The organism is Streptomyces sp. ITFR-16, assembly GCF_031844705.1.
GTDB lineage: Bacteria > Actinomycetota > Actinomycetes > Streptomycetales > Streptomycetaceae > Streptomyces.
In genome coordinates, this window is the sequence record NZ_CP134609.1 from 4,286,595 (window position 1) to 4,304,536 (window position 17,942).

Sequence of the window (17,942 nt, forward strand, 5' to 3'; positions counted from 1 at the left end):
CACAAGGACGTTACCCGGTTCGGCCGGCCCCGCACGCCAGGCCCTTGTCCCGCCCGCCGGACCGGGGTCGTGGGCCGTCGGCCGCGGCGTCGATCACGCGGAACGCTCCAGTGTCGCGCGCCAGACGGGGCTGTCGACGTAGTGGTTGTCGAAGCGCTCCGAGGACTCGGCGATCTCCTTCGGGTCCGCCTCGCCGCGCATCACCCGGCCGAGCAGGCGCAGGTAGTCGAACCTGCCCATGCCGGGCGTGAAGACGAAGAGGACATCCGCTTCGCAGCCCGGGGCGGCCGCGAAGGCGTGCGGGGTGTGGGGAGGCACCGCGAGGAAGTCGCCCTCCTCGAGGACGGTGACCTCCTCGCCCACCAGGACCTGGAGGGCCCCGCTGATCACGAAGAACAGTTCCGTCGCCCGGGTGTGGAAGTGGGCCGGTGCCCCTGGCGCGTCCTTGGCGAAGGCGGACCGGTAGCTCGTGACGCCACCTGCTGTGCCGTCCGAGTCGGCCAGAAGCGTCATCACGCTGCTCGGATCGGCGCAGGTCTCGGCGTCCGCGTGGCGGGTCAGGAGCGCCGGCTGCGGGGTCTTGGACGTGGACATGGTGGTCGCCTCCATGTAGTTCAGCCTTGATAGTCTTAACGTTGAGATAAAAGCAGTCAGGCCTCTTCAGCGTCAAGTCTCTTAACGTTGAGAAGGTCTCCGTTGAGAGGAGTGCGGCAATGGGCGACACCGTGGACGCGATCATCGGCCAGTGGGCCAAGGAGCGCCCCGACGTGGTGGAGGACCTCTGGCCGGTCGAGCTCTTCGCGCGGATCCAGCGGCTGGCGCGCGTGGTCGACAAGTCGGCCAGGGCCTCGGCCGCGGCGCACGGGGTGGAGCACGGCGAGTTCGACGTACTCACCACGCTTCAGCGCTCCGGGCCGCCCTACGCCCTCACCGCCGGCGCCTTCCTCAAGGCGTCCATGGTGACCTCCGGCGCGATCACCAACCGCATCGACAGGATGGAGGCCAAGGGCCTGGTCGAGCGGGTACGCGAAGGCGACGACCGGCGCACGGTCAAGATCCGCCTCACCGAGCACGGACACGAGGTCACCCGGGCCGCGTTCGCCGACCATCTGGCGAACTACGCACAGCTGCTCGCCGACGTGGACCGCGACGTGGTCGAGAAGACCGCCCAGGGACTCCGCCAGGTGCTGGAGACCCTGGGGGACACGGCCCCCAGGTGAGGACCGTCCGACGGGCGGTCCCCGCCCCGAGTCGGCCACATCCTGCCGGCGAAGAGGCCGGTGGCGGCCACAGCGAGCAGCAGGAAGACGCCCGGAAACGCGATGTCGTGGAGCACGCGAACACGGACGTGGGCGACGACCGCTCCGGCGAAGAAGCCGGCCGGCCCCACCCCTGCCGCCAGTCCGAGCAGAGGAACTCCGAGGAGCCCGACGACGAGACCGGCGGGCGCCCGCCGGCTTGAGGGTCGCGAGGTACGGCAGCGTCGCCGGCGGGACCCGCACCTCGGCCGAGTCGGCGAGCACGAGCGATGCGCGGGCGTGGTCCGCGACGGCCATGAACCCGCTCGCGGCGGCGCAGGTGATCGTGGCGAGCAGCTGAGCGAGGTGCATGAGCCGCACGCCCCCGCGAACACGAACGTCTCCGGCGCGAGGTCAGGGTCGGCGCCGTAACGCACCATCTGCAGGCCCATGGCGCCGGGCGGACACCCATTGGCGACGCTCGAAATCACCACCTGCGGCCACCAGCGGGAAGCAGATCACGAGAATCACGCTGCGCGCAGCGCAACCGGACGACGACTACGCAGCATGTGACGCGCAGACAATCGCTGGTCGCACGGTGGCAGGGCGGGACCCGGAGACCGGACTTGACCCTCACGCCGCGTGAGGCCGGAGGGTCGGGTGCATGAGCGACTACTACAACGCGTTCGAGACGAGTCCCGTGCCTGCTCCCGGCCCGGACGCGGTTCCGCCGGAGCCGTTCCGCGGCATCTATGGCATGCCCGCGTTCGTGACGATCCCCACGAGCGATCTGGCGGCGTCGGTGGACTTCTGGATTCGAGGCCTCGGCTTCTTCGAGCTGTTCAGTGTCCCCGGCACGCTGGTGCATCTGCGCCGGTGGGCGTTCCAGGACGTACTCCTCGTCTTGGCGGCGAGCGTTCCGGAGCAGCCACCGGCGATGAGCTTCAGCTTCTCGGGCGTGCTCAGCCAGATCGCCCCCGTTGCCGAGGCATGCCGTGCGATGCGCCCGAACTCGGTCGACGGTCCGCACGACACTCCTTGGAACACCCGCGACGTGGAGGTGATCACGCCCGAGAACGCACGGGTCGTCTTCACCGCGGCGAAGCCCTTTGATCCGGCGAGTCAGGAGGCGCGGAACCTTGCAGCCATCGGGATCACTCCACCCGGCGACGGTGGCCGCGACAATGGAGGGCATGCCTGATGCCATCGACGCCGACGGCCTGACCGTCGGGCAGGTCTCGGCGCGTCTGGACGTGACAGTCCGCGCGCTGCACCACTGGGACGAGAAAGGCCTCGCGCGCCCGTCGCTGCGCACGGCTGCCGGCTATCGGCTCTACACCACGGGCGATCTGGAACGCCTGCACCGCATCGTCGTCTACTGCGAGCTCGGCCTCGGCCTGGACAGGATTCGGGCCCTCCTGGACGACTCGACCGCAGACGTGCCCGGCGCCTTGCGCGCACAGCGCACCCAGGTTGCCGAACGGATCGACCGCCTCCAGCAGCTCACCGCCGGACTGGACCGCATGATCGACGCCCACGAGCGCGGCCTGCTGCTGACCATCGAGCAGCAGGCCACGGTCTTCGGCCCCCAGTGGAACCCGGACTGGCCGGCCCAAGCCCGTCAGCGCTACGGAGCCACGAAGCAATGGCTGCAGTACGCCGAACGCTCGGCCTCTCGCAGCCCGGAGGCATGGCAGGACATCGCCGACGCCGTCAACGACTTCGACCGCACCCTCGCGGATGCGCTGGACGCCGGCGTCACCCCTGGCAGCCCCGAAGCGAACCGGCTCGCCGAGCGCCACCGCGAGGTCTTCGCTCCGTACTTCCCCCTCACCAGACAGATGCAGGTCTGCCTCGGCCGCAAGCTCGAAGCCGACCCGGGCTTCGCCGCCCACTACGACACCATCCGCGCAGGCCTCGCCCCATGGCTCCGTCACATCATCGACGCCAACGCACGCGCCCACGGCGTCGACCCCGACACGGCGACCTGGGAGTAAGGGGCGGGCCCGGAAGCCGGCCGCCAGTGGCGGGAGCATCCGCATGACATTCGTACGGGGGCGTCACCAGGCCCACCGGTCACCGCAATCGGTCGCGAACACGAACCCGCCGAGAGGGCGCATGTTCCGGGCGGCCGGGTGGTCAGAGAGGAACAACGCGGACCTGGTTGCCGCAGAGCTTGGTCATGTCGTCGCTGTCGGACGTCAGGAGGGCGACCGGTTTCGGCTGGCGTAGGGCGACTTCGGCAACCGTGGCGTCGATGGCGTACTTGTGCCCGTGCAGTCCGGCGCCTTTGAGCAGCTCCGCTGCCGCTTTCGCCGCGTGCTCGGTGACCGGCTCCACTTTGACACGGGAGAGCGCCCAGTTCAGGCGAGGCATGTTGGTGCGGGAGTGGGTGACTTCCACAATGGTGTTCGCCCCGATCACCAGATCGGCTCCCATGTCGTGGAAGACCTGAAGCATCGCGAGGAACTTACGATCCTGCGCGATCCATGCGGAGAGCCCTTCCGAGTCCAGGACGACGGTCTCGATGCGCTCGCTCACGCGGCGTCCGCGTCCTTTGCCGGGCCGGCAGCGCCGAAGATCTTCGCGCGGGCCTCGGCGAGCTCCTCATCGCTGAAGGGGCCGTTCTCCTCCTCGTGCCGACGGAGGTCGTCCCCCAATAGCTGGTGCCGGATCTGGCGGGCCACGGCTTCCGCCACGTAGCCGGAGACGTTGTCCGTGAGCTTGCGAAGCTCCGCCACCTGGTCGCTGGGCAGCGTGACGGTGATGCGGGTCGTTGAGGACATACAGGAAGCATACTGGAGTATGCGCAGGATGGCCTGGGTTTCTGTGCCCGACCCGAACGGTCTAGATTCCATGATCCGAGGGGCCTGTGGTGCCGGCTGGGCGCAGTGGTGGGAATCATCGGCCGTTTGGATCTTGTGTCGACGGCCTGCTCGGCCGCAGAGCACAGGCACGCATCGAGCCCGACGCAGCACCTGAAAGCCCGTGGCGGTGTAGCAGTGGCTTCGGCACCATCCCCATGTGATGGTGATGCAACCCGTTCTGGAGATCTCCGCCGCCGACGACTTCGCGCTCTGGCCGGTCGGCGAGCAGGAATCGTACGGCTACCTCGTGCTGAACGAGGAGCTGACTCCGGCGGAAGTCGGCACGGCGGGCATGCAGATCGCCGACCGCAACGGCTTCGAGCCGGAGGAGGAGCACGGGCCGTGCCCGACCGACCCGCTCGGCACATTTCTGCACGGGCTGCTCACCATGCCTGATCTGTTCGCCGCAGGAGGGTTCCGGGTGACCGACACCACTACCGGAACTGTCTTCGTCGAGCCGGGCTGCTGCAACGGCCTGGAGACCTGGCGGGACTGGCTGGAGGTGCTCGACGGCAGCGGCTGCTCCTACTTCGGCCACGATCCGTCGTCGGTGGCCGAACGCGTTGGCGACATGGTCCGGCTGACATTCGACGCCTACGGGACGGGCGGCAGCCCGGTGATCGAGCTGTCGGTAGACCAGGTACGCAGGCTCGTCGCGGGCGCGCAGCAGGATGTTCAGGACTTCGTCGGCCTTGCCGGAATGTGGGCTGAACAACACCTGCCGGTACACGCCGCCGCCGTCACTGCCGCCCTGGCACGGGCACTGGACACGGTGCCCGCACAATGACCAGCTTCCTGACCCACCGGGCGCACGTGCACGACACCCACCTCCCCCTCCGCCGCCGGCACAGCGCGCTGCGGACCTGCCTCACCCTCTTTGCGCTGTACGGCTTCAGGGCGACGTACCACCACCTCACGCTCAGCGCCGCGATCCCCCGACGGCTCGAGGCGGACCCGGACGCGCTGCTGCGGGCGGTGGAGGAACTGCATGAGGCCCGGGTGTTGTGGCTCGCGCGAGTGGAGGAGTACGCCGCGCAACGCCGGGCGGAGAAGCAGGCGGGACGGCGGGCTGTACCGAACCCGCGACCGTGGTGGCTGCGGAGCTGGTGGGAGGCCCCGAACCGAGCCTGGTACGAAGACCCGTTTCGCCATCCGTCGCTGCGGCTGGCCGAGTACGTCCGGCGACAGAACGCGATTCTGGACGGCGCCGATCTCCCCGGCTGCCCAGCCTGCGGGGACGCGAGACCGCTGATGTCGAACTCGACCGGGCACGGCTGGGTGGAGCTGTGCCGTGGGTGCGCGTGGGTGCCGACGCCATGTCCGTGCGGGCAGCGGCACCGGTGCGTGCCGGAGACCCCGTTCAACTGGAACGGGATCTGGCAGCGGGCGCACATGAGCGATGACGGCACGCCGAACCCACACTGGCCTGCGGGCCAGCCAGTTGGATGATCGTGAAGGCCGTTCATCGGCTCCGCCCTGACGCCGATGGCCCCGCGCCCACTGGAGGTGGCGGAGGAGGCAGCCGGCCGTCTACGTATCACTGAGGCGGATGGCCATTGCGGTTCCGTCAGCCCGGATCGAGACCGCGTTCCAGTCCTTCGCCGTGCTGTGCTGCGGCCACTCGTCTCGCAGGTCGTACGTGTGACGGCGGTACTCGTTGACGTGCCCCTTGCGAAGGTGGTCGTAGAGGCCGGCGTGAAGCCCGGAGAACGCTTCGACCCGGACGCCGTTGAGGCGGTAAATGTGATCGGTGCCGACGAAGTCAATGCCGTGGATGCGGTGAGCGGCATCTCGTATCTTGCCCGTGCGGGCAAGACTGTCGTGATGGAAGTGGCGTCGTCCCTGGTCCGTCGTGAGGTACTGCCCGGTCGGCTTTCCCCCGCCGGTGAAAGCGGTCAGCATCGCTGCTGCGGTGCGCGCCAGAACGATGTTGAACCAGGTGAAGTCTTCGGGGACCACATGAAACCCCGGGAGGGTCTCAGCAGAACCATCCTCGTACCTGACGGCGTCGGCCATCAGGTTTCCCCGGTTCAGGACGAGGTCCAGGTCGGCTCCCGGTTTCCCCGCCGCCGGGTTCAGCGCAGTCGTGCCGGGCGCCTCCAGAGCGTGCAGGACGAGGCTCTCCTTCGAGGGGATCTCCGTGCCGATGAGCAGGTAGGGCACGGACCCGTAGGGCCCGATGTGCACCGACTCGACGTGCGCACTGGCGTTGCTGAGCTGTTTGTACACCTGGTGCACACTGCTGTGGGTGCCCTTGGAGGCCAGCAGGAGGACCTTGGACGGCTGCCCGGGTCGCCAGGCTTCGACGAAGAAATGCGGCCGACGCTGCAGCGCTTCTGGGCGAGGCCCGTCGCCGGTCCCCAGCTTGGGCCAGCCGGCCTTCAGCGCTATGTCCGCCGGGATGATGGAGACGAGATGGCCGGGATAACGGGACCTGACGATCGCCTCGGCCAACAGCGAGGCGAATCCGGCACCGATCTCCCCCGACTGCGTGGCCTTGTAGAAGCGCAGAAGGTCGCGGCCCTCGGACGACAGTTTCAGGTACTGCCCGTGGTTCTGCTCCAGGGCCTGGCTGTATCGCAGACTTCCCCAGTGCTCCGCGAGCCCTCGCCCGGCCCCCTGCCGCGACACCGCCGCGCCAAGTCCCATGGCGTGCAGAAGCTGCCACGGGGTGATGGTCAGCGATCGCGGAGCCTTCCTGACGGTTCGGAAGTCGCTGCGCCTGCGCAGCGGGCGGTGCTTCTTGGCGCTGCGCTTCTCGTCCTCCTCCGCCGTTGCCCCGTGCACCTCCGCGGTCAGTTCGCGAGATGAGCGGACCTGGACATGAGCGTCGACAGCCAGCTCATCCAGGATCTGAGTGGTGGCCTTCGACCCGTCTTCGATTCCGTCCTCTTTCACCGGCGACCCTTCGTCGATGCGTACCGTTCGCGCGGACCGGACGACGGTAGGAACGGGTACAGGGGCGCACACAAGTACGCATGACGGGTGATGGCGAGAAACGCTTCGCGTCTTTCACTCTCAGGCAGTGCCTGATCAGGCCCCGCTGACACCGTACGGCAGCCGTCGTCAACCACATTCCCTGGCGAGCCGTTCCTGCTCACGCTTGACCTGTACCCATCGCAATTCCGAGGGCGCTCGCGGCCACACACTCCGTGTTCTGGGCGTATCACAGATGGTCGAGGGGTTCGGCCGCGTACGTGCCGTCGCCGAGCGGGGCATCGGTGAGCTCGAAGCGTTGAGACGAGTCGCCGAACCGAAGGGTGACGACGCTGCCGGGAGCCCGAGTGGTCTCGTGGTGAAGAAAGAAGCCGTCGGCGCCGGTGGTTCCGAGCAGGCTGAAGCGGCGCAGTACACGGGCAGGCGCCAGGGCGGTCCAGCGGCGCCGGCACAGCCGGCCGATCACGGCGCCGAGGAAGGTGACAGCCAGACCGACTGCCATCGGAATCAGGAAGTTGTCGAAGAGCGCGGACACGGCGGCATCACTCCTGCGAGGCGGGTAGGGCCCGCCACTGCGACGGGCCGCGCCGACCATGCGGCGGACGGGGATTAGCCGCGCAACTCCCTGTTATCCAGGTTCTTTTCCAGGAAGCTTCTGCGAGCAGAACTGCAGCGTCTCATTGCCGCCTCGCGTCCTGGTGACCAGTGCGTTTGCGCTTTGCAGTCGCTTGAGTCGCATAGGTACGGTCCCCGCCATGCTGATGACGTTCTTCTCCTCTGCCACCTGGGAGTCCTGGGGGCTATCGAGCCAACCGGTCATCCCGGACCGGATGCCGATCCTGCTTGACGACGACCTCCTCTTCGAAGACTCGGCTGGCCCTCGCGTCACCACCGTGATCAACCGGTGGGCCCAGGAACTCCCGGCAAACGGCTGCCCGGCCTCGAACTCCTGGGAGACCTACGTTCGGGTTGTGCGGGACTGGACACTCTTCCTGGCCAGCCGGGGCATCCAACTCTTCGACAACCGAAGCGAGTTGCGACGCGGTCTGAGTGCATACGCGGTACACCGCGCGTGCGGCCCACTGAAGGAACGGTTCGCCGCATCCACCTGGAACCAGCACATGAGCATCCTGTCCCTGTTCTATAGGTGGGCCGAGGACGAAGAGCTCACAACCGCGGTGCCGTTCACCTACAAGCAGGCCGTCACGGCGTACGGCGACCAGGTGCGCCTGCAGTCGGTGAACCTCTCCAAGCTGCGGACGCCGAAGCCGCACGTGACGATCAAGTACTTCGAGAAGGACTTCGAGGCCACGTTCCTGAAGGGGCTGGGCGGTCTGCGCCCGGACGGCGCTGAGGACGCCCTCTACCGGGGCCGGACGACGGCACGCAACGCGGCGGTGGGTGGCTATGTGTTGTCCAGCGGGCTGCGGCGACAGGAGTTCACGTACATGTTGGAGTGCGAGGTTCCGCCGCTGCCGCCCCGCCGGACCGAGCTGCCGATCTGGGTGCCGGTTCCGGCCGGGGTCACGAAGGGCCGGAAGTTCCGCGCCACGTGGACGACATACGACCCGCTCGCCCGGCTGCACCAGTACTTGCGGTTGCAGCGTGATGTTGCGGTGGCTCGCTCGTCATGGATTCCGCCGGCCAAGTGGGGGTCGCCCCTGGTGGTGACCGAGGCAGACGAGATCGGTGGCCGAGTCGATGGTGAGCGCGTGCTGTGGACCGAGTTGACGCCGCGGGAACGTCGGTGTCTGGTCCGGCCGGATGGCGGATCGATGCTGCTGGCCGTGCAGAGTGACGGGAGTCCGTTTCGCGACTGGCCGACGGTCTTCAAGCGAACGTCGGAGCGGATCAGGGATCGATTCGATCCGCGTTTCCCGCATACGTCCCCGCACCGGTGCCGTCATACGTTCGCGATCAGGACGCTCGAGATGTTGATCGGCGGCTACTACGCCCAGCTCGCGAAGCTCGTCAAGGACACCGACGCGGACGCGGCCCTTGCGCTCTACCTGCGCAAGAACGACCCGGTGATGATCCTGCGTGACCTCCTCGGTCATACCAGCACTCTTACCACGGAGGTGTACCTCCGCCGCCTGGATACGACCCGGATCTACCGCGAGGCATATGAGCGGGCGGGCCATGACCACGGTCTGCTCGCCGAGGCCGAACGCGAGGTCGATGCCGAGTTCGACGGCTTCGATGAGGACGATATCTGATGCCCGCGGAGATCCTGGAGAACCCGCTGCGGCTGTTCTGCACGTTCACCCGCGGCACCACGTCGACCCTGTACGTCGATGACTCGGTGAACCCTGTGCTGGTCCGCGAGTTGCTGGCGGGCCTGGTCTACCTCATGCACCCCCACGGTCAGGGCGATTCGCACCGGACCGCGGAGAAGTACAAGGGGACCATCGACTGGTTCGTCGGCGAATTGGACCAGCGGGGCCATCGGGGCGGGGTCGCCGAGCTGACCCGCACGGGACTCGCGGCCCTGTGGTGGGAGGCGGGAAACCGGCGGGAGTCGGAGAGCCGCCGCATGCTCGCCGCCCTGGACGCCGAGGCGCCGGTGCTGGCGCCGGATGTGCGGGAGCTTGTCCGGGGGCGTCTTTACAACCGGCACCCGAACAGTGAGCCGCTGCCGCCGTACGACGAAGTTGCCTGGTCAGGGCTGACCCGTGCGGCCCGAATGATGGCCAAGGAGTCCTGGGCCGTATACCGGGCGGCCAGAGCAACGGCAGAGTCCGGCGCGGATCCTTACGTGCATGGCTGGACGCGGGAGAACATCTTCTGGTTGATGGTGCACCACGGCCCGGTGACGACACGGGAGTTGGGCGAGCGCGCCGGAGTGTCGCACGAGCAGATGCGCTTTCGGATCGGCCGTGACCGTCAGCGCTTCTTCGTGGAAGCACGCGAAGCGCTCTTCCCCAGCCCCCGCGTCGTCATCGCCTACCAGGTGCTGTTCGGCGTGTACAGCGGGATCGTGCCGGACGGCATCGCCGATCTGGGCGTCGACGGACTTGACTGGGCCGGCGACAGCACCGTCCTGGTCCGCTACGTCAAGGGCCGTACGTCCGAGGAGAGCATCACGCTGCCGAGCAAGGCGGTACGGCTGCTGGAACGGTGGCTCGAGTATGCCGAACTGGCGAGGTCACACTGCCCACCGCAGCTGCACAACGGGCTGTGGCTATGGCTCGCCTACACCTCACGTCGCACAGGCGAAGAGGACCTTGGGCCGTGGCGGTACGGGCGCCCCTACAAGTCCACCGTCGTCGACTGGTCCCGGGATGCGGGAGTGATCGACGCCAACGGGGCGCTGGTGACAGTGCACCGTCACCGGATCCGCACGACGTTCGAGTCACACCGGGACCGCTCTTCCTGGATCGGCAGCCGGCGCTCGACGATCGACCCCAACCACACCCCGGGTGTGGAAGGCGACCACTACCTGTCCTCCATGACCGAGGCCCAGCAGAACGCGCTGGAAGACATTGTCGAGCAGGCCCAGGGCGATCTACTGCGCAGGGGTCAACCGCCCATGGTGCTGTCGGACGAGCAGGTCGCCGACCTGGCACGCCAGTTCCCGCAGCTGGTCAGCGAACTGGAGTTGGACGATCGAGCGATCGCTGAACTCGTGGGTGGCCAGCGCGATGTGTTCGTGGCGTCCTGCGCCGATCCGACCGCCGGCGTGCACGGCCCGAAGGGACAGCCGTGCCCGGCCCGCCCCTGGGTGTGCCTGCTGTGTCCACTCGCCCTGTTCACGCCGCGCCACGCGGCGAACCTCCTGCGCATGAAGGCGTTCTTCGCCCGGCAGTGGCAGCAGATGCCCGCCGCGCAGTTCATGGCCGTCTTCGGCCACTACGCCCAGCGCATCGAGGACGTCCTGATCAAGTACGACCCCACACAGCTCGCCGCGGCTGCCACTCAGGTCACCGACACTGACGCCGAGATACCGCTCCTGCCCGAGGAGAGCACCCTGTGAACACCACATCCCTGACCGAGGCACCGCTGCACGGAGCCGCACCGTCGCCCTTCGCCGGGGCGGACATCTGCGGCCTGGCCGGCTTCGTCCTGCCCATCGGGGCGTCCCGCTCGGTCTTCGAGGACGACGTGTGGGTGTTCACCCAGGTCATCGGGATTCCCGCCTACGTGGCGAAGTGCGCACGGCGCCTGGACTTCTCGGGGATCATCAACGAGCGGTGGAAGACGGTCGCCAAGGAGTACATCGCCGCCCAGATGGCCCCCGGGCACGAAGCGGTCCGCACGCTGCCGTACGCCAACCGGACGGCCCGTGTCGTCAACGGTCTCTACGCTGAACTGCTCGAACTGGTCCGGTGGTTGAACTGGCTGACCGCCCAGGGGATCACCGAACTCGGCGAGGTCACCGAACACCACTGCACGTCCTTCGCCCAGTACCGCGCCACCCACCGCCCCAACGGCAAGAAGACACATGATCGCCCCAGCGTCCGAAGAGCGGTCGAGCTGACGATCATCGGGCTGGCCCGCTACGGCGAGTTGTTCAGCGCCGACCGCTACCACCCCGACTTGCGACCGTTCCCGGGACAGGCCAACAGCAAGCTCAGTGGCAACGCGAACAAGACGCCGCCGGTTGCGGATCCGACGTTCCAGCCGCTCCTGAGTGCAGCCCTCTACCTCGTCCAGACCCTGGCCCCACCCCTGCTCCGCGAACTTGACGCCAAGCGACGCTATGCCGCCCATCGGGCAACGCTGCCCGCAGCACGTGTCGATCTGGGCGACCTTGAGGCGGTCATTCGCCGCCATATCGAAGAGCAGCGGCCCTTCGACCGGAACGTCATCTGGGCCAAGGCCCGGAAGTGGATGAGCAACGACGACCCGTTGAGTCAGGTCAACCTCTACGCGCTCGCCGCGGAAGCCGGGCGGAGGGAAATCCTCCCTTCCGAGCTGTCGTTGGTGCGCGACATGCTGGAAGCGGCGGTAGCTGCCGTGGGGATCGAGGAACCCTTCTGCCGCGACGCCAGCATGGTGAAGCGAGCCGACGGCCAAGGGGAGGTGCCCTGGTCGGGTCCGCTGGCCGAGCGCGGCCTGCGGGCTCTCACCGGCGTGGTGAAGACCGCCGCGCACGTGGTCATCGTGGCCCTGTCCGGCATGCGCCAGAGCGAACTACGGGAGATGAACGTGGGATGCCGCGTTCCCCCCGTCGAGTCCGGTCCGGGGCTGAAGAGGTACAAGCTGGCGAGCCGGGTCATCAAGGGCAAACCGCTCGGCGGTGTCCCCGATGAGTGGGTCGTAATCTGGGAGGCGTACCAGGCAGCCGAGGTCGCCGAGCAACTCCTGGGCCCCGACGCCGAGATCGGCGATCCCCTGCTCACCTCGCCCCTCGACGGTGCCCGCTTCGAGCTGTTCCGTCAGTGGGTCAACGGCCTCACGGGGCAGGCCCTGGGGCTGGCTCCGATCCCGGAAGGACAGCTGACGACGAGGATGCTCAGGCGCACACTCGCTTTGGAGATTGCCTATCGTCCCGGTGGTCTGCTGGCCGCAAAGGTGCAGCTCAAGCACTTGTCCGTGGTGACCACGGAAGGGTATGCGGCCCGTCCTGGCGGGGCCCAGGCTAAGTTCCTCGCGGAGGTCAACGCCGAGGAGGCGGAGCGTAACAAGGACCTCGTGCAGGCCGAGTACCGGCGCTATCAGCAAGGCGAGATGCCCTCAGGTCCCGGCGCCCGCGATCTGATCAGCTTCTTCGCCAGCGTCGACGGGAAGCTGGCCCGCGCCGCCGCCGAGGACCCCACGGTCGTCGGCAGCGACCAGGAGGTCCGAGCCCTCCTCGCCGAGATCGCCGGCGTCCTGCACCTGGGTGTGGCGAACTACTGCTGGTTCATCGACCCTTCCAAGGCGTTGTGCCTGAAGCTGGCCGGCACCCCGAACGCGACGAAGCCGCTGGCTGGCATGTGCGATTCCGCCCGCTGTCCGCAGGCCACCCACCATCCCTGCCACCGCCCGGTGTGGGCCGAGAGTGTGCGGACCAAGCAGGTCTTCATCGGATCGATCGGCCGCAACCACAAGGCCGAAAAGGCCCGACTGCAAGCCGACTTGGACCGAGACGTGAAGGTCCTGGCCTCGATCGACGCCGCCGCGTAAGGAGAAACCCCACCTCATGGCTCGCATCAGCGCAGAGACCCGCGCCCGCAACGAGCAGGCCGTCCGGGCCGCGATGGACCGGCTCCTCAAAGGCGACCTCCCGCCCGGCGGCAGCTGCGACTTGAAGACACTGGCCGCCGAAGCCGGCGTGACCCGCACCGCGTTCTACCCCAAGAAGAACCGTGACGGCACCACCCGCCCCGGCCCCTACCAGCACCTCGCCGAAGAATTCGAGCGACGCCTTCGCACCCTGCAAGAGGCCGGAGACGTCGTCGACCCGCGGATCGCGCAGATCGAACGACTCAAGACCAAAGTCGCCGAGCTCAAGGAACGCCTGGCTCAGCGGGACGAGACCGTAGCCGAGCTCACCACGTTCAAGGAACTCGCCGTCTCGCGCCTGGCCGCACAGCACGACGAGATCGTCCGTCTGCGGGAAGTGGCCGCAACACCCGGCAACGTCCGCCGCCTGCCCACCGCCCGCCCCGGAACGGCCCCGTACGGATCTTGCAGCTGAGCTGGCGTCTCCCCACAAGCCCGGACACGGCGAGGGATCCCGTCGACACCGCCTAGCGTGCTCCCTCGCCGTGCCCCCTCGTTTCACCGCGATCACACCTCGGAGGTTCCACCGGCTCGAACCCGGACCAGCACCTGGTTGGCCAACTTCTGCGGTGTCAACTCGCCATCCAGGAACACGGTGTCACCGGGCAAGGTATCGGCAGCGGCCATGCACGGCGAGATCCTTTCCTTGCACCAGCGCCGAACCTTCTCATCCTGCTCAGGGCTGTCCGGGGTGAAACTGCGGCCGTCGATCCGCTGCTCCAGGACCTCTCGGGAGACCTTGAGGAAGAAGTGGTGGACTTCGATGCCTGCATCCTTCAACGCGCCGAAGATCTCACCGACATAACCAGGATTAACCAAGGTCATCGGGATGAGGACCGTGCGGCGATACTCCTCGATCAGTCCCACCGCCAGGTCAGCGACCTGACGCCGCCACAGCCGAAGGTCCTGGAAGTCGCCGGTCGGCACCTCCACGATCTCTCGCAGCACATAGCCGACCATCTCCGGGTCGTAGACCAGTGCCTCGGGCCAGCACGCACGCAACTCATCTACCAGGGTGCTCTTCCCGCTGCCGAACGCACCGTTCACCCAGACGATCAACGCGATTCCCCCGCCCTGCCGCCGTGCCCGCGACTCGGGCCCGGCATGTCGGATCAGCATGCCGCCTCCACCCGACTCCTCTCAACCGATGACAAAGCTCAATCGCTGCGAGAGGCCACCCACGCCCCCTACACGAGAGACCCCTGTGGTCGAACCCATACCTTCACCTATCGTTCCAGCTGACACAGCACGCCCACGCCAACGTGATCTCAGTCACGCAGCCGTGCCGGACAAAGAGACAACATGCCTCGCTGCAACGCGACACGACGAGGACCCTCGACCCTCGCGTAAAGCGACATGACCTGCGTGGGACACGGCGTCTGCCGTCACAACGGTCCGGGGGGGTGCTCCTATGGGTTTGGTCAAGCTGGTTGGGCGTGTTGGGGTTCGTAGAAGGTGCCGTCGCGGAGCATCGCGAGGAGGACGTCGGCTCGTCGTCTTGCGAGGCAGAGGAGGGCTTGGGTGTGGTGTTTGCCCTGGGCGATCTTCTTGTCGTAGTAGGCGCGGGATGCCGGGTCGCCGAGGGCGGCGAACGCGGAGAGGAAGAAGGCCCGTTTGAGCTGCTTGTTCCCTCTGCGGGATGGTTGTTCGCCTCGGATCGAGGAGCCTGAGTTGCGGGTCGCCGGGGCGAGTCCGGCGTAGGCGGCGAGGTGGGCTGCGGAGGGGAAGCTGCTGCCGTCGCCGACCTCGATGAGGATCCTGGCTCCGGTCCTGATCCCGATGCCCGGTATCGAGATCAGGACCTGGGAAAGAGGGTGGGTCTCCAGCAGTTCCTCGATCCGGCCGGCGAGGAGTTTGCGCTGGTCGAGGACGGCGGCGAGCGAGGCGGCCAGGCTCGGGATGATCAGCGCGGCCGCGTCGGTGCCGGGGACCACCACGGTCTGTTCGTCCAGCGCGGTGAAGATGTCCTCGACCAGGCGCTCGGCCATACGGGGTGCCTTCGGCCGCAGCAGCGTGATCAGCCGTCGGCGGCCTGCCTTGCGGATCTGGGTGGGGGACCCGAACCGTTCCAGCAGGGTCAGGACGGCCGGGTGCTGCGGTCGCGGGCCCAGGACCCGTTCCAGGGACGGGTGGATCTGGGTCAGCAGGCCGTGGAGCCGGTTCGCGACGCGGGTGGCCTCGCCGGTCAGGTCGTCGTCGAAGCCGACGATCATCTCCAGTTCGGCGATCGTCTCGTCTTCGAGGTCGACCGAGCGCAAGGTGTGGGGCATCGCGCGGGCGGCGTCGGCGATGATGAACGCGTCCCTCGCGTCGGTCTTGGCCTCGCCGGGGTAGAGGTCGGCGATCCGCCGCATCGTCAGGCCGGGCAGGTAGGCGACGGGGCAGCCCATGTCTCTGGCGACCGCGAGCGGCAGGGCTCCGATCGAGGCCGGCTGGTCGACCACGACCAGCACCGTCCCGTGCTTGGCCTGGAGTTTCGCGAACAGCTCGCGGAGCTTGGGTTCGGTGTTGGGCAGGCGCTTGTCGGACGCCTTCTTCCCGGCTGGTGTGACGGCGGTGGCGTGGTGTTCGCTCTTGCCGACGTCCAGGCCGAGGAAGACGTCGATGTCGCCGGTTTCGATCACGTGCGTCCTCCGGTCGTGCTTCCGCCCGGCCTCGCCCACGGCACCGATCGCCACATCCACATTACGAAGAGCCTCCCGACCTGCGAAGAGTCGGTGGTCATGCCCCTAATCAGCGGTCTGTCAGTGCCTCCGGGCCCGGTGACACCACCCCCCGGATCATGGTTAACAAGGGGGGGAAGTCATGCCGGGCCCGAAGGCCGGGAGCCCCATTGCGGGACCACCAAAAAGGTAATGGGGGGAGAGAGGCATTGACGCCTGTCCGCTGAACAAAGCAGCCACAGCGGGAAGAGGATCGGGCACGCAGCGGGCGCGGCGCGAGTAGTCCGGTCCGGACAACAACAGAGCCCCAGGCCATCGACCTGGGGCTATTGCATGGAGCGGGTGACGAGAATCGAACTCGCGCTCTGAGCTTGGGAAGCTCATGTTCTACCATTAAACTACACCCGCACAACGCGCTGGATGACCAGCGACGCATCGTCCCACACTGTACCCCATCGCAGGCCCCCCGAGGCGTGAGCCCGGATGTGCGGCGTGGTGGGGGTGGGGGTGGCGGGGTGTGGATGTGGGTGTCGGGGGCGGGAGTTGGGGCGTAGCGTGGGGGCTCGGAGTGCCGCGGCGAGTGGCGTCCCGTTCATCCCCTAATGTGGCTTTCTCGTTCACGGCTTGATGGGGAAGGGACTTGATGGACTCCATGGAGCGCACCGTCGTCCGCTGTGCCGAAGGGCACGTTTTCGCTACCGCCTCGTTCCCGATGCAGCAGCTCGGGTCCGGGCGGATCGGCCCCGGGCGGCTCATCCGCTGTCCTCGTTGCGCGCGGTTGCGGCATGCCGTGCCCGTCGTGGCCGGGCAGCGGTAGGCGGGAGGCAGCGGCAGGCGACAGGCGCGCGGGCGGCCCGATGGGGGCGGGCCCGCGCGTTCTGCGTATCCTCGGTGGGTGCTTCTCTCAGACAAGGACATCCGGGCCGAGATCGACGCCGGACGCGTACGTATTGATCCATTCGATGCGTCGATGGTGCAGCCCTCGAGCATCGATGTGCGGCTCGACCGCTACTTCCGGGTGTTCGAGAACCACCGCTATCCCCATATCGACCCCGCCGTCGAGCAGGTCGACCTGACCCGCACTGTCGAGCCGGACGGGGACGAGGCGTTCATCCTGCACCCCGGTGAGTTCGTGCTCGCCTCGACGTACGAGGTCATCTCGCTGCCCGACGACCTCGCCTCGCGGCTGGAGGGCAAGAGCTCGCTCGGCCGGCTCGGGCTGGTCACGCACTCGACCGCCGGGTTCATCGACCCCGGGTTCTCCGGGCACGTGACCCTGGAGCTGTCGAACCTCGCGACGCTGCCGATCAAGCTGTGGCCCGGGATGAAGATCGGGCAGCTGTGCATGTTCCGGCTGAGCTCCCCGTCGGAGTTCCCGTACGGCTCCGAGCGGTACGGGTCGCGCTACCAGGGGCAGCGCGGACCGACCGCCTCCCGCTCGTTCATGAATTTCCACCGGACCCAGGTGTGATGCGCGATGACTGAGAACGTGACCGGTGACGTGCGGGAGAACCTGACGTACGACGGGTTCGGGCGGGCCGTGCGGGAGCTGGCGCAGGCCGTCGCCGACGACGGGTACGAGCCCGATGTGGTGCTGAGCATCGCCCGCGGCGGGGTCTTCGTCGCCGGCGGGCTGGCGTACGCGCTGGACTGCAAGAACATCCATCTGGTCAATGTGGAGTTCTATACGGGCGTCGGCACCACGCTGGAGATGCCCGTCATGCTGGCGCCCGTCCCCAACGCCATCGACTTCACCGAGAAGAAGGTCCTCATCGCCGACGACGTCGCCGATACGGGCAAGACCCTGAAGCTGGTGCGCGACTTCTGCATCGACCATGTCGCCGAGGTGCGTTCCGCGGTCATCTACGAGAAGTCGCACTCGCTCGTGCAGTGCGAGTACGTGTGGAAGAAGACCGACAACTGGATCAACTTCCCGTGGAGCGTGGAGCCGCCCGTCGTGCGGCGCAGCGGGCAGGTTCTCGACGCCTGAGGCCGTGAGCGAACGGCGAAACCCCCGGTTCGGCGGAGAC

20 protein-coding genes and 1 tRNA gene are annotated in these 17,942 nt (G+C 67.7%); 12 read left to right on the forward strand and 9 right to left on the reverse strand.

Going from position 1 to position 17,942, the window contains the following annotated elements; translation table 11 throughout:
* Positions 1–93: 93 nt before the first annotated feature.
* A complete protein-coding gene (locus RLT58_RS18940) occupies positions 94–594 on the reverse strand; it encodes a cupin domain-containing protein (protein WP_311311565.1) in 501 nt (166 codons plus the stop codon).
* A 119-nt stretch (positions 595–713) separates the two neighbouring features.
* Between RLT58_RS18940 and RLT58_RS18945 the strand changes: the two genes are divergently transcribed.
* Positions 714–1,220 (forward strand): MarR family winged helix-turn-helix transcriptional regulator, encoded by a 507-nt coding sequence (locus tag RLT58_RS18945; protein WP_311311566.1) that lies wholly within the window; start codon positions 714–716, stop codon positions 1,218–1,220.
* Here RLT58_RS18945 and RLT58_RS36115 read toward each other — a convergent pair.
* Complete coding sequence (locus tag RLT58_RS36115) at positions 1,118–1,390, reverse strand: hypothetical protein (protein ID WP_399131649.1); 273 nt, start codon at positions 1,388–1,390, stop codon at positions 1,118–1,120. The two genes, RLT58_RS18945 and RLT58_RS36115, sit on opposite strands and share 103 nt — an antisense overlap.
* Positions 1,391–1,458: 68 nt before the next feature.
* Here RLT58_RS36115 and RLT58_RS36120 point away from each other — a divergent pair, with 68 nt between their 5' ends.
* The 3 genes from RLT58_RS36120 to RLT58_RS18960 all read left to right on the forward strand — a co-directional run bounded on the left by RLT58_RS36120 (position 1,459) and on the right by RLT58_RS18960 (position 3,235).
* Positions 1,459–1,599, forward strand: coding sequence for a hypothetical protein (locus RLT58_RS36120; protein ID WP_399131650.1), 141 nt, complete (start codon positions 1,459–1,461; stop codon positions 1,597–1,599).
* A 303-nt stretch (positions 1,600–1,902) separates the two neighbouring features.
* Positions 1,903–2,439, forward strand: a complete 537-nt coding sequence (locus tag RLT58_RS18955) for a VOC family protein (protein WP_311311567.1) — start codon at positions 1,903–1,905, stop codon at positions 2,437–2,439.
* On the forward strand, positions 2,432–3,235 hold the full coding sequence (locus tag RLT58_RS18960) for a MerR family transcriptional regulator (RefSeq protein ID WP_311311568.1): 804 nt from the start codon (positions 2,432–2,434) through the stop codon (positions 3,233–3,235). The genes RLT58_RS18955 and RLT58_RS18960 overlap by 8 nt, the downstream gene beginning before the upstream one ends.
* Before the next feature lie 142 nt (positions 3,236–3,377).
* Here RLT58_RS18960 and RLT58_RS18965 read toward each other — a convergent pair whose 3' ends face one another.
* Both RLT58_RS18965 and RLT58_RS18970 read right to left on the reverse strand, forming a co-directional pair.
* Positions 3,378–3,779 (reverse strand): PIN domain-containing protein, encoded by a 402-nt coding sequence (locus tag RLT58_RS18965; protein ID WP_311311569.1) that lies wholly within the window; start codon positions 3,777–3,779, stop codon positions 3,378–3,380.
* Entirely contained in the window at positions 3,776–4,024 is a 249-nt protein-coding gene (locus tag RLT58_RS18970; protein WP_311311570.1) for a type II toxin-antitoxin system CcdA family antitoxin, read from the reverse strand. The genes RLT58_RS18965 and RLT58_RS18970 overlap by 4 nt, the downstream gene beginning before the upstream one ends.
* Positions 4,025–4,265: 241 nt before the next feature.
* Between RLT58_RS18970 and RLT58_RS18975 the strand changes: the two genes are divergently transcribed.
* Together RLT58_RS18975 and RLT58_RS18980 are read left to right on the forward strand one after the other, a co-directional pair.
* Positions 4,266–4,892 carry a hypothetical protein gene (locus RLT58_RS18975; RefSeq protein WP_311314562.1) on the forward strand — a complete coding sequence of 209 codons (627 nt, stop codon included), beginning with the start codon at positions 4,266–4,268 and terminating at the stop codon, positions 4,890–4,892.
* Positions 4,889–5,554, forward strand: a complete 666-nt coding sequence (locus tag RLT58_RS18980; protein ID WP_311311571.1) for a hypothetical protein — start codon at positions 4,889–4,891, stop codon at positions 5,552–5,554. The genes RLT58_RS18975 and RLT58_RS18980 overlap by 4 nt, the downstream gene beginning before the upstream one ends.
* A gap of 81 nt (positions 5,555–5,635) precedes the next feature.
* Here RLT58_RS18980 and RLT58_RS18985 read toward each other — a convergent pair whose 3' ends face one another.
* Positions 5,636–7,003, reverse strand: a complete 1,368-nt coding sequence (locus tag RLT58_RS18985; RefSeq protein WP_311311572.1) for a hypothetical protein — start codon at positions 7,001–7,003, stop codon at positions 5,636–5,638.
* A 268-nt stretch (positions 7,004–7,271) separates the two neighbouring features.
* Positions 7,272–7,577, reverse strand: a complete 306-nt coding sequence (locus tag RLT58_RS18990) for a hypothetical protein (RefSeq protein ID WP_311311573.1) — start codon at positions 7,575–7,577, stop codon at positions 7,272–7,274.
* A 220-nt stretch (positions 7,578–7,797) separates the two neighbouring features.
* Here RLT58_RS18990 and RLT58_RS18995 point away from each other — a divergent pair, with 220 nt between their 5' ends.
* From RLT58_RS18995 to RLT58_RS19010, 4 genes are read left to right on the forward strand one after another with little or no spacing between them, the layout of a single operon-like run.
* Positions 7,798–9,258 (forward strand): site-specific integrase, encoded by a 1,461-nt coding sequence (locus RLT58_RS18995; RefSeq protein ID WP_311311574.1) that lies wholly within the window; start codon positions 7,798–7,800, stop codon positions 9,256–9,258.
* Positions 9,258–11,015, forward strand: coding sequence for a hypothetical protein (locus RLT58_RS19000; protein WP_311311575.1), 1,758 nt, complete (start codon positions 9,258–9,260; stop codon positions 11,013–11,015). The genes RLT58_RS18995 and RLT58_RS19000 overlap by 1 nt, the downstream gene beginning before the upstream one ends.
* Positions 11,012–13,150 (forward strand): site-specific integrase, encoded by a 2,139-nt coding sequence (locus RLT58_RS19005; RefSeq protein WP_311311576.1) that lies wholly within the window; start codon positions 11,012–11,014, stop codon positions 13,148–13,150. The genes RLT58_RS19000 and RLT58_RS19005 overlap by 4 nt, the downstream gene beginning before the upstream one ends.
* A 16-nt stretch (positions 13,151–13,166) precedes the next feature.
* Complete coding sequence (locus tag RLT58_RS19010) at positions 13,167–13,664, forward strand: hypothetical protein (RefSeq protein WP_311311577.1); 498 nt, start codon at positions 13,167–13,169, stop codon at positions 13,662–13,664.
* Between the two features lie 92 nt (positions 13,665–13,756).
* Here the strand turns inward: RLT58_RS19010 and RLT58_RS19015 are convergent, their stop codons facing one another.
* From RLT58_RS19015 to RLT58_RS19025, 3 genes are all read right to left on the reverse strand, one after another.
* The gene (locus RLT58_RS19015) at positions 13,757–14,308 is read right to left on the reverse strand and encodes an AAA family ATPase (protein ID WP_311314563.1); all 552 of its coding nucleotides are present in this window, start codon (positions 14,306–14,308) and stop codon (positions 13,757–13,759) included.
* A gap of 362 nt (positions 14,309–14,670) precedes the next feature.
* Entirely contained in the window at positions 14,671–15,873 is a 1,203-nt protein-coding gene (locus RLT58_RS19020) for an IS110 family RNA-guided transposase (RefSeq protein ID WP_311311578.1), read from the reverse strand.
* Positions 15,874–16,246: 373 nt separating this feature from the next.
* Positions 16,247–16,320: transfer RNA gene (locus RLT58_RS19025), tRNA-Gly, on the reverse strand.
* Between the two features lie 487 nt (positions 16,321–16,807).
* On the opposite strand from RLT58_RS19025, the gene dcd reads away from it, so the two are divergent.
* The gene (gene dcd / locus RLT58_RS19030) at positions 16,808–17,383 is read left to right on the forward strand and encodes a dCTP deaminase (protein ID WP_147970172.1); all 576 of its coding nucleotides are present in this window, start codon (positions 16,808–16,810) and stop codon (positions 17,381–17,383) included.
* 18 nt (positions 17,384–17,401) lie between these two features.
* Complete coding sequence (locus RLT58_RS19035; protein ID WP_311314564.1) at positions 17,402–17,902, forward strand: phosphoribosyltransferase; 501 nt, start codon at positions 17,402–17,404, stop codon at positions 17,900–17,902.
* Positions 17,903–17,942 lie beyond the last annotated feature (40 nt).

Coding starts and splice junctions, on each gene's coding strand:
- RLT58_RS18940 (WP_311311565.1), bottom strand. CDS start 594: ATGTCCACGTCCAAGACCCCGCAGCCGGCGCTCCTGACCCGCCACGCG.
- RLT58_RS18945 (WP_311311566.1), top strand. CDS start 714: ATGGGCGACACCGTGGACGCGATCATCGGCCAGTGGGCCAAGGAGCGC.
- RLT58_RS18955 (WP_311311567.1), top strand. CDS start 1,903: ATGAGCGACTACTACAACGCGTTCGAGACGAGTCCCGTGCCTGCTCCC.
- RLT58_RS18960 (WP_311311568.1), top strand. CDS start 2,432: ATGCCTGATGCCATCGACGCCGACGGCCTGACCGTCGGGCAGGTCTCG.
- RLT58_RS18970 (WP_311311570.1), bottom strand. CDS start 4,024: ATGTCCTCAACGACCCGCATCACCGTCACGCTGCCCAGCGACCAGGTG.
- RLT58_RS18975 (WP_311314562.1), top strand. CDS start 4,266: ATGGTGATGCAACCCGTTCTGGAGATCTCCGCCGCCGACGACTTCGCG.
- RLT58_RS18980 (WP_311311571.1), top strand. CDS start 4,889: ATGACCAGCTTCCTGACCCACCGGGCGCACGTGCACGACACCCACCTC.
- RLT58_RS18995 (WP_311311574.1), top strand. CDS start 7,798: ATGCTGATGACGTTCTTCTCCTCTGCCACCTGGGAGTCCTGGGGGCTA.
- RLT58_RS19000 (WP_311311575.1), top strand. CDS start 9,258: ATGCCCGCGGAGATCCTGGAGAACCCGCTGCGGCTGTTCTGCACGTTC.
- RLT58_RS19010 (WP_311311577.1), top strand. CDS start 13,167: ATGGCTCGCATCAGCGCAGAGACCCGCGCCCGCAACGAGCAGGCCGTC.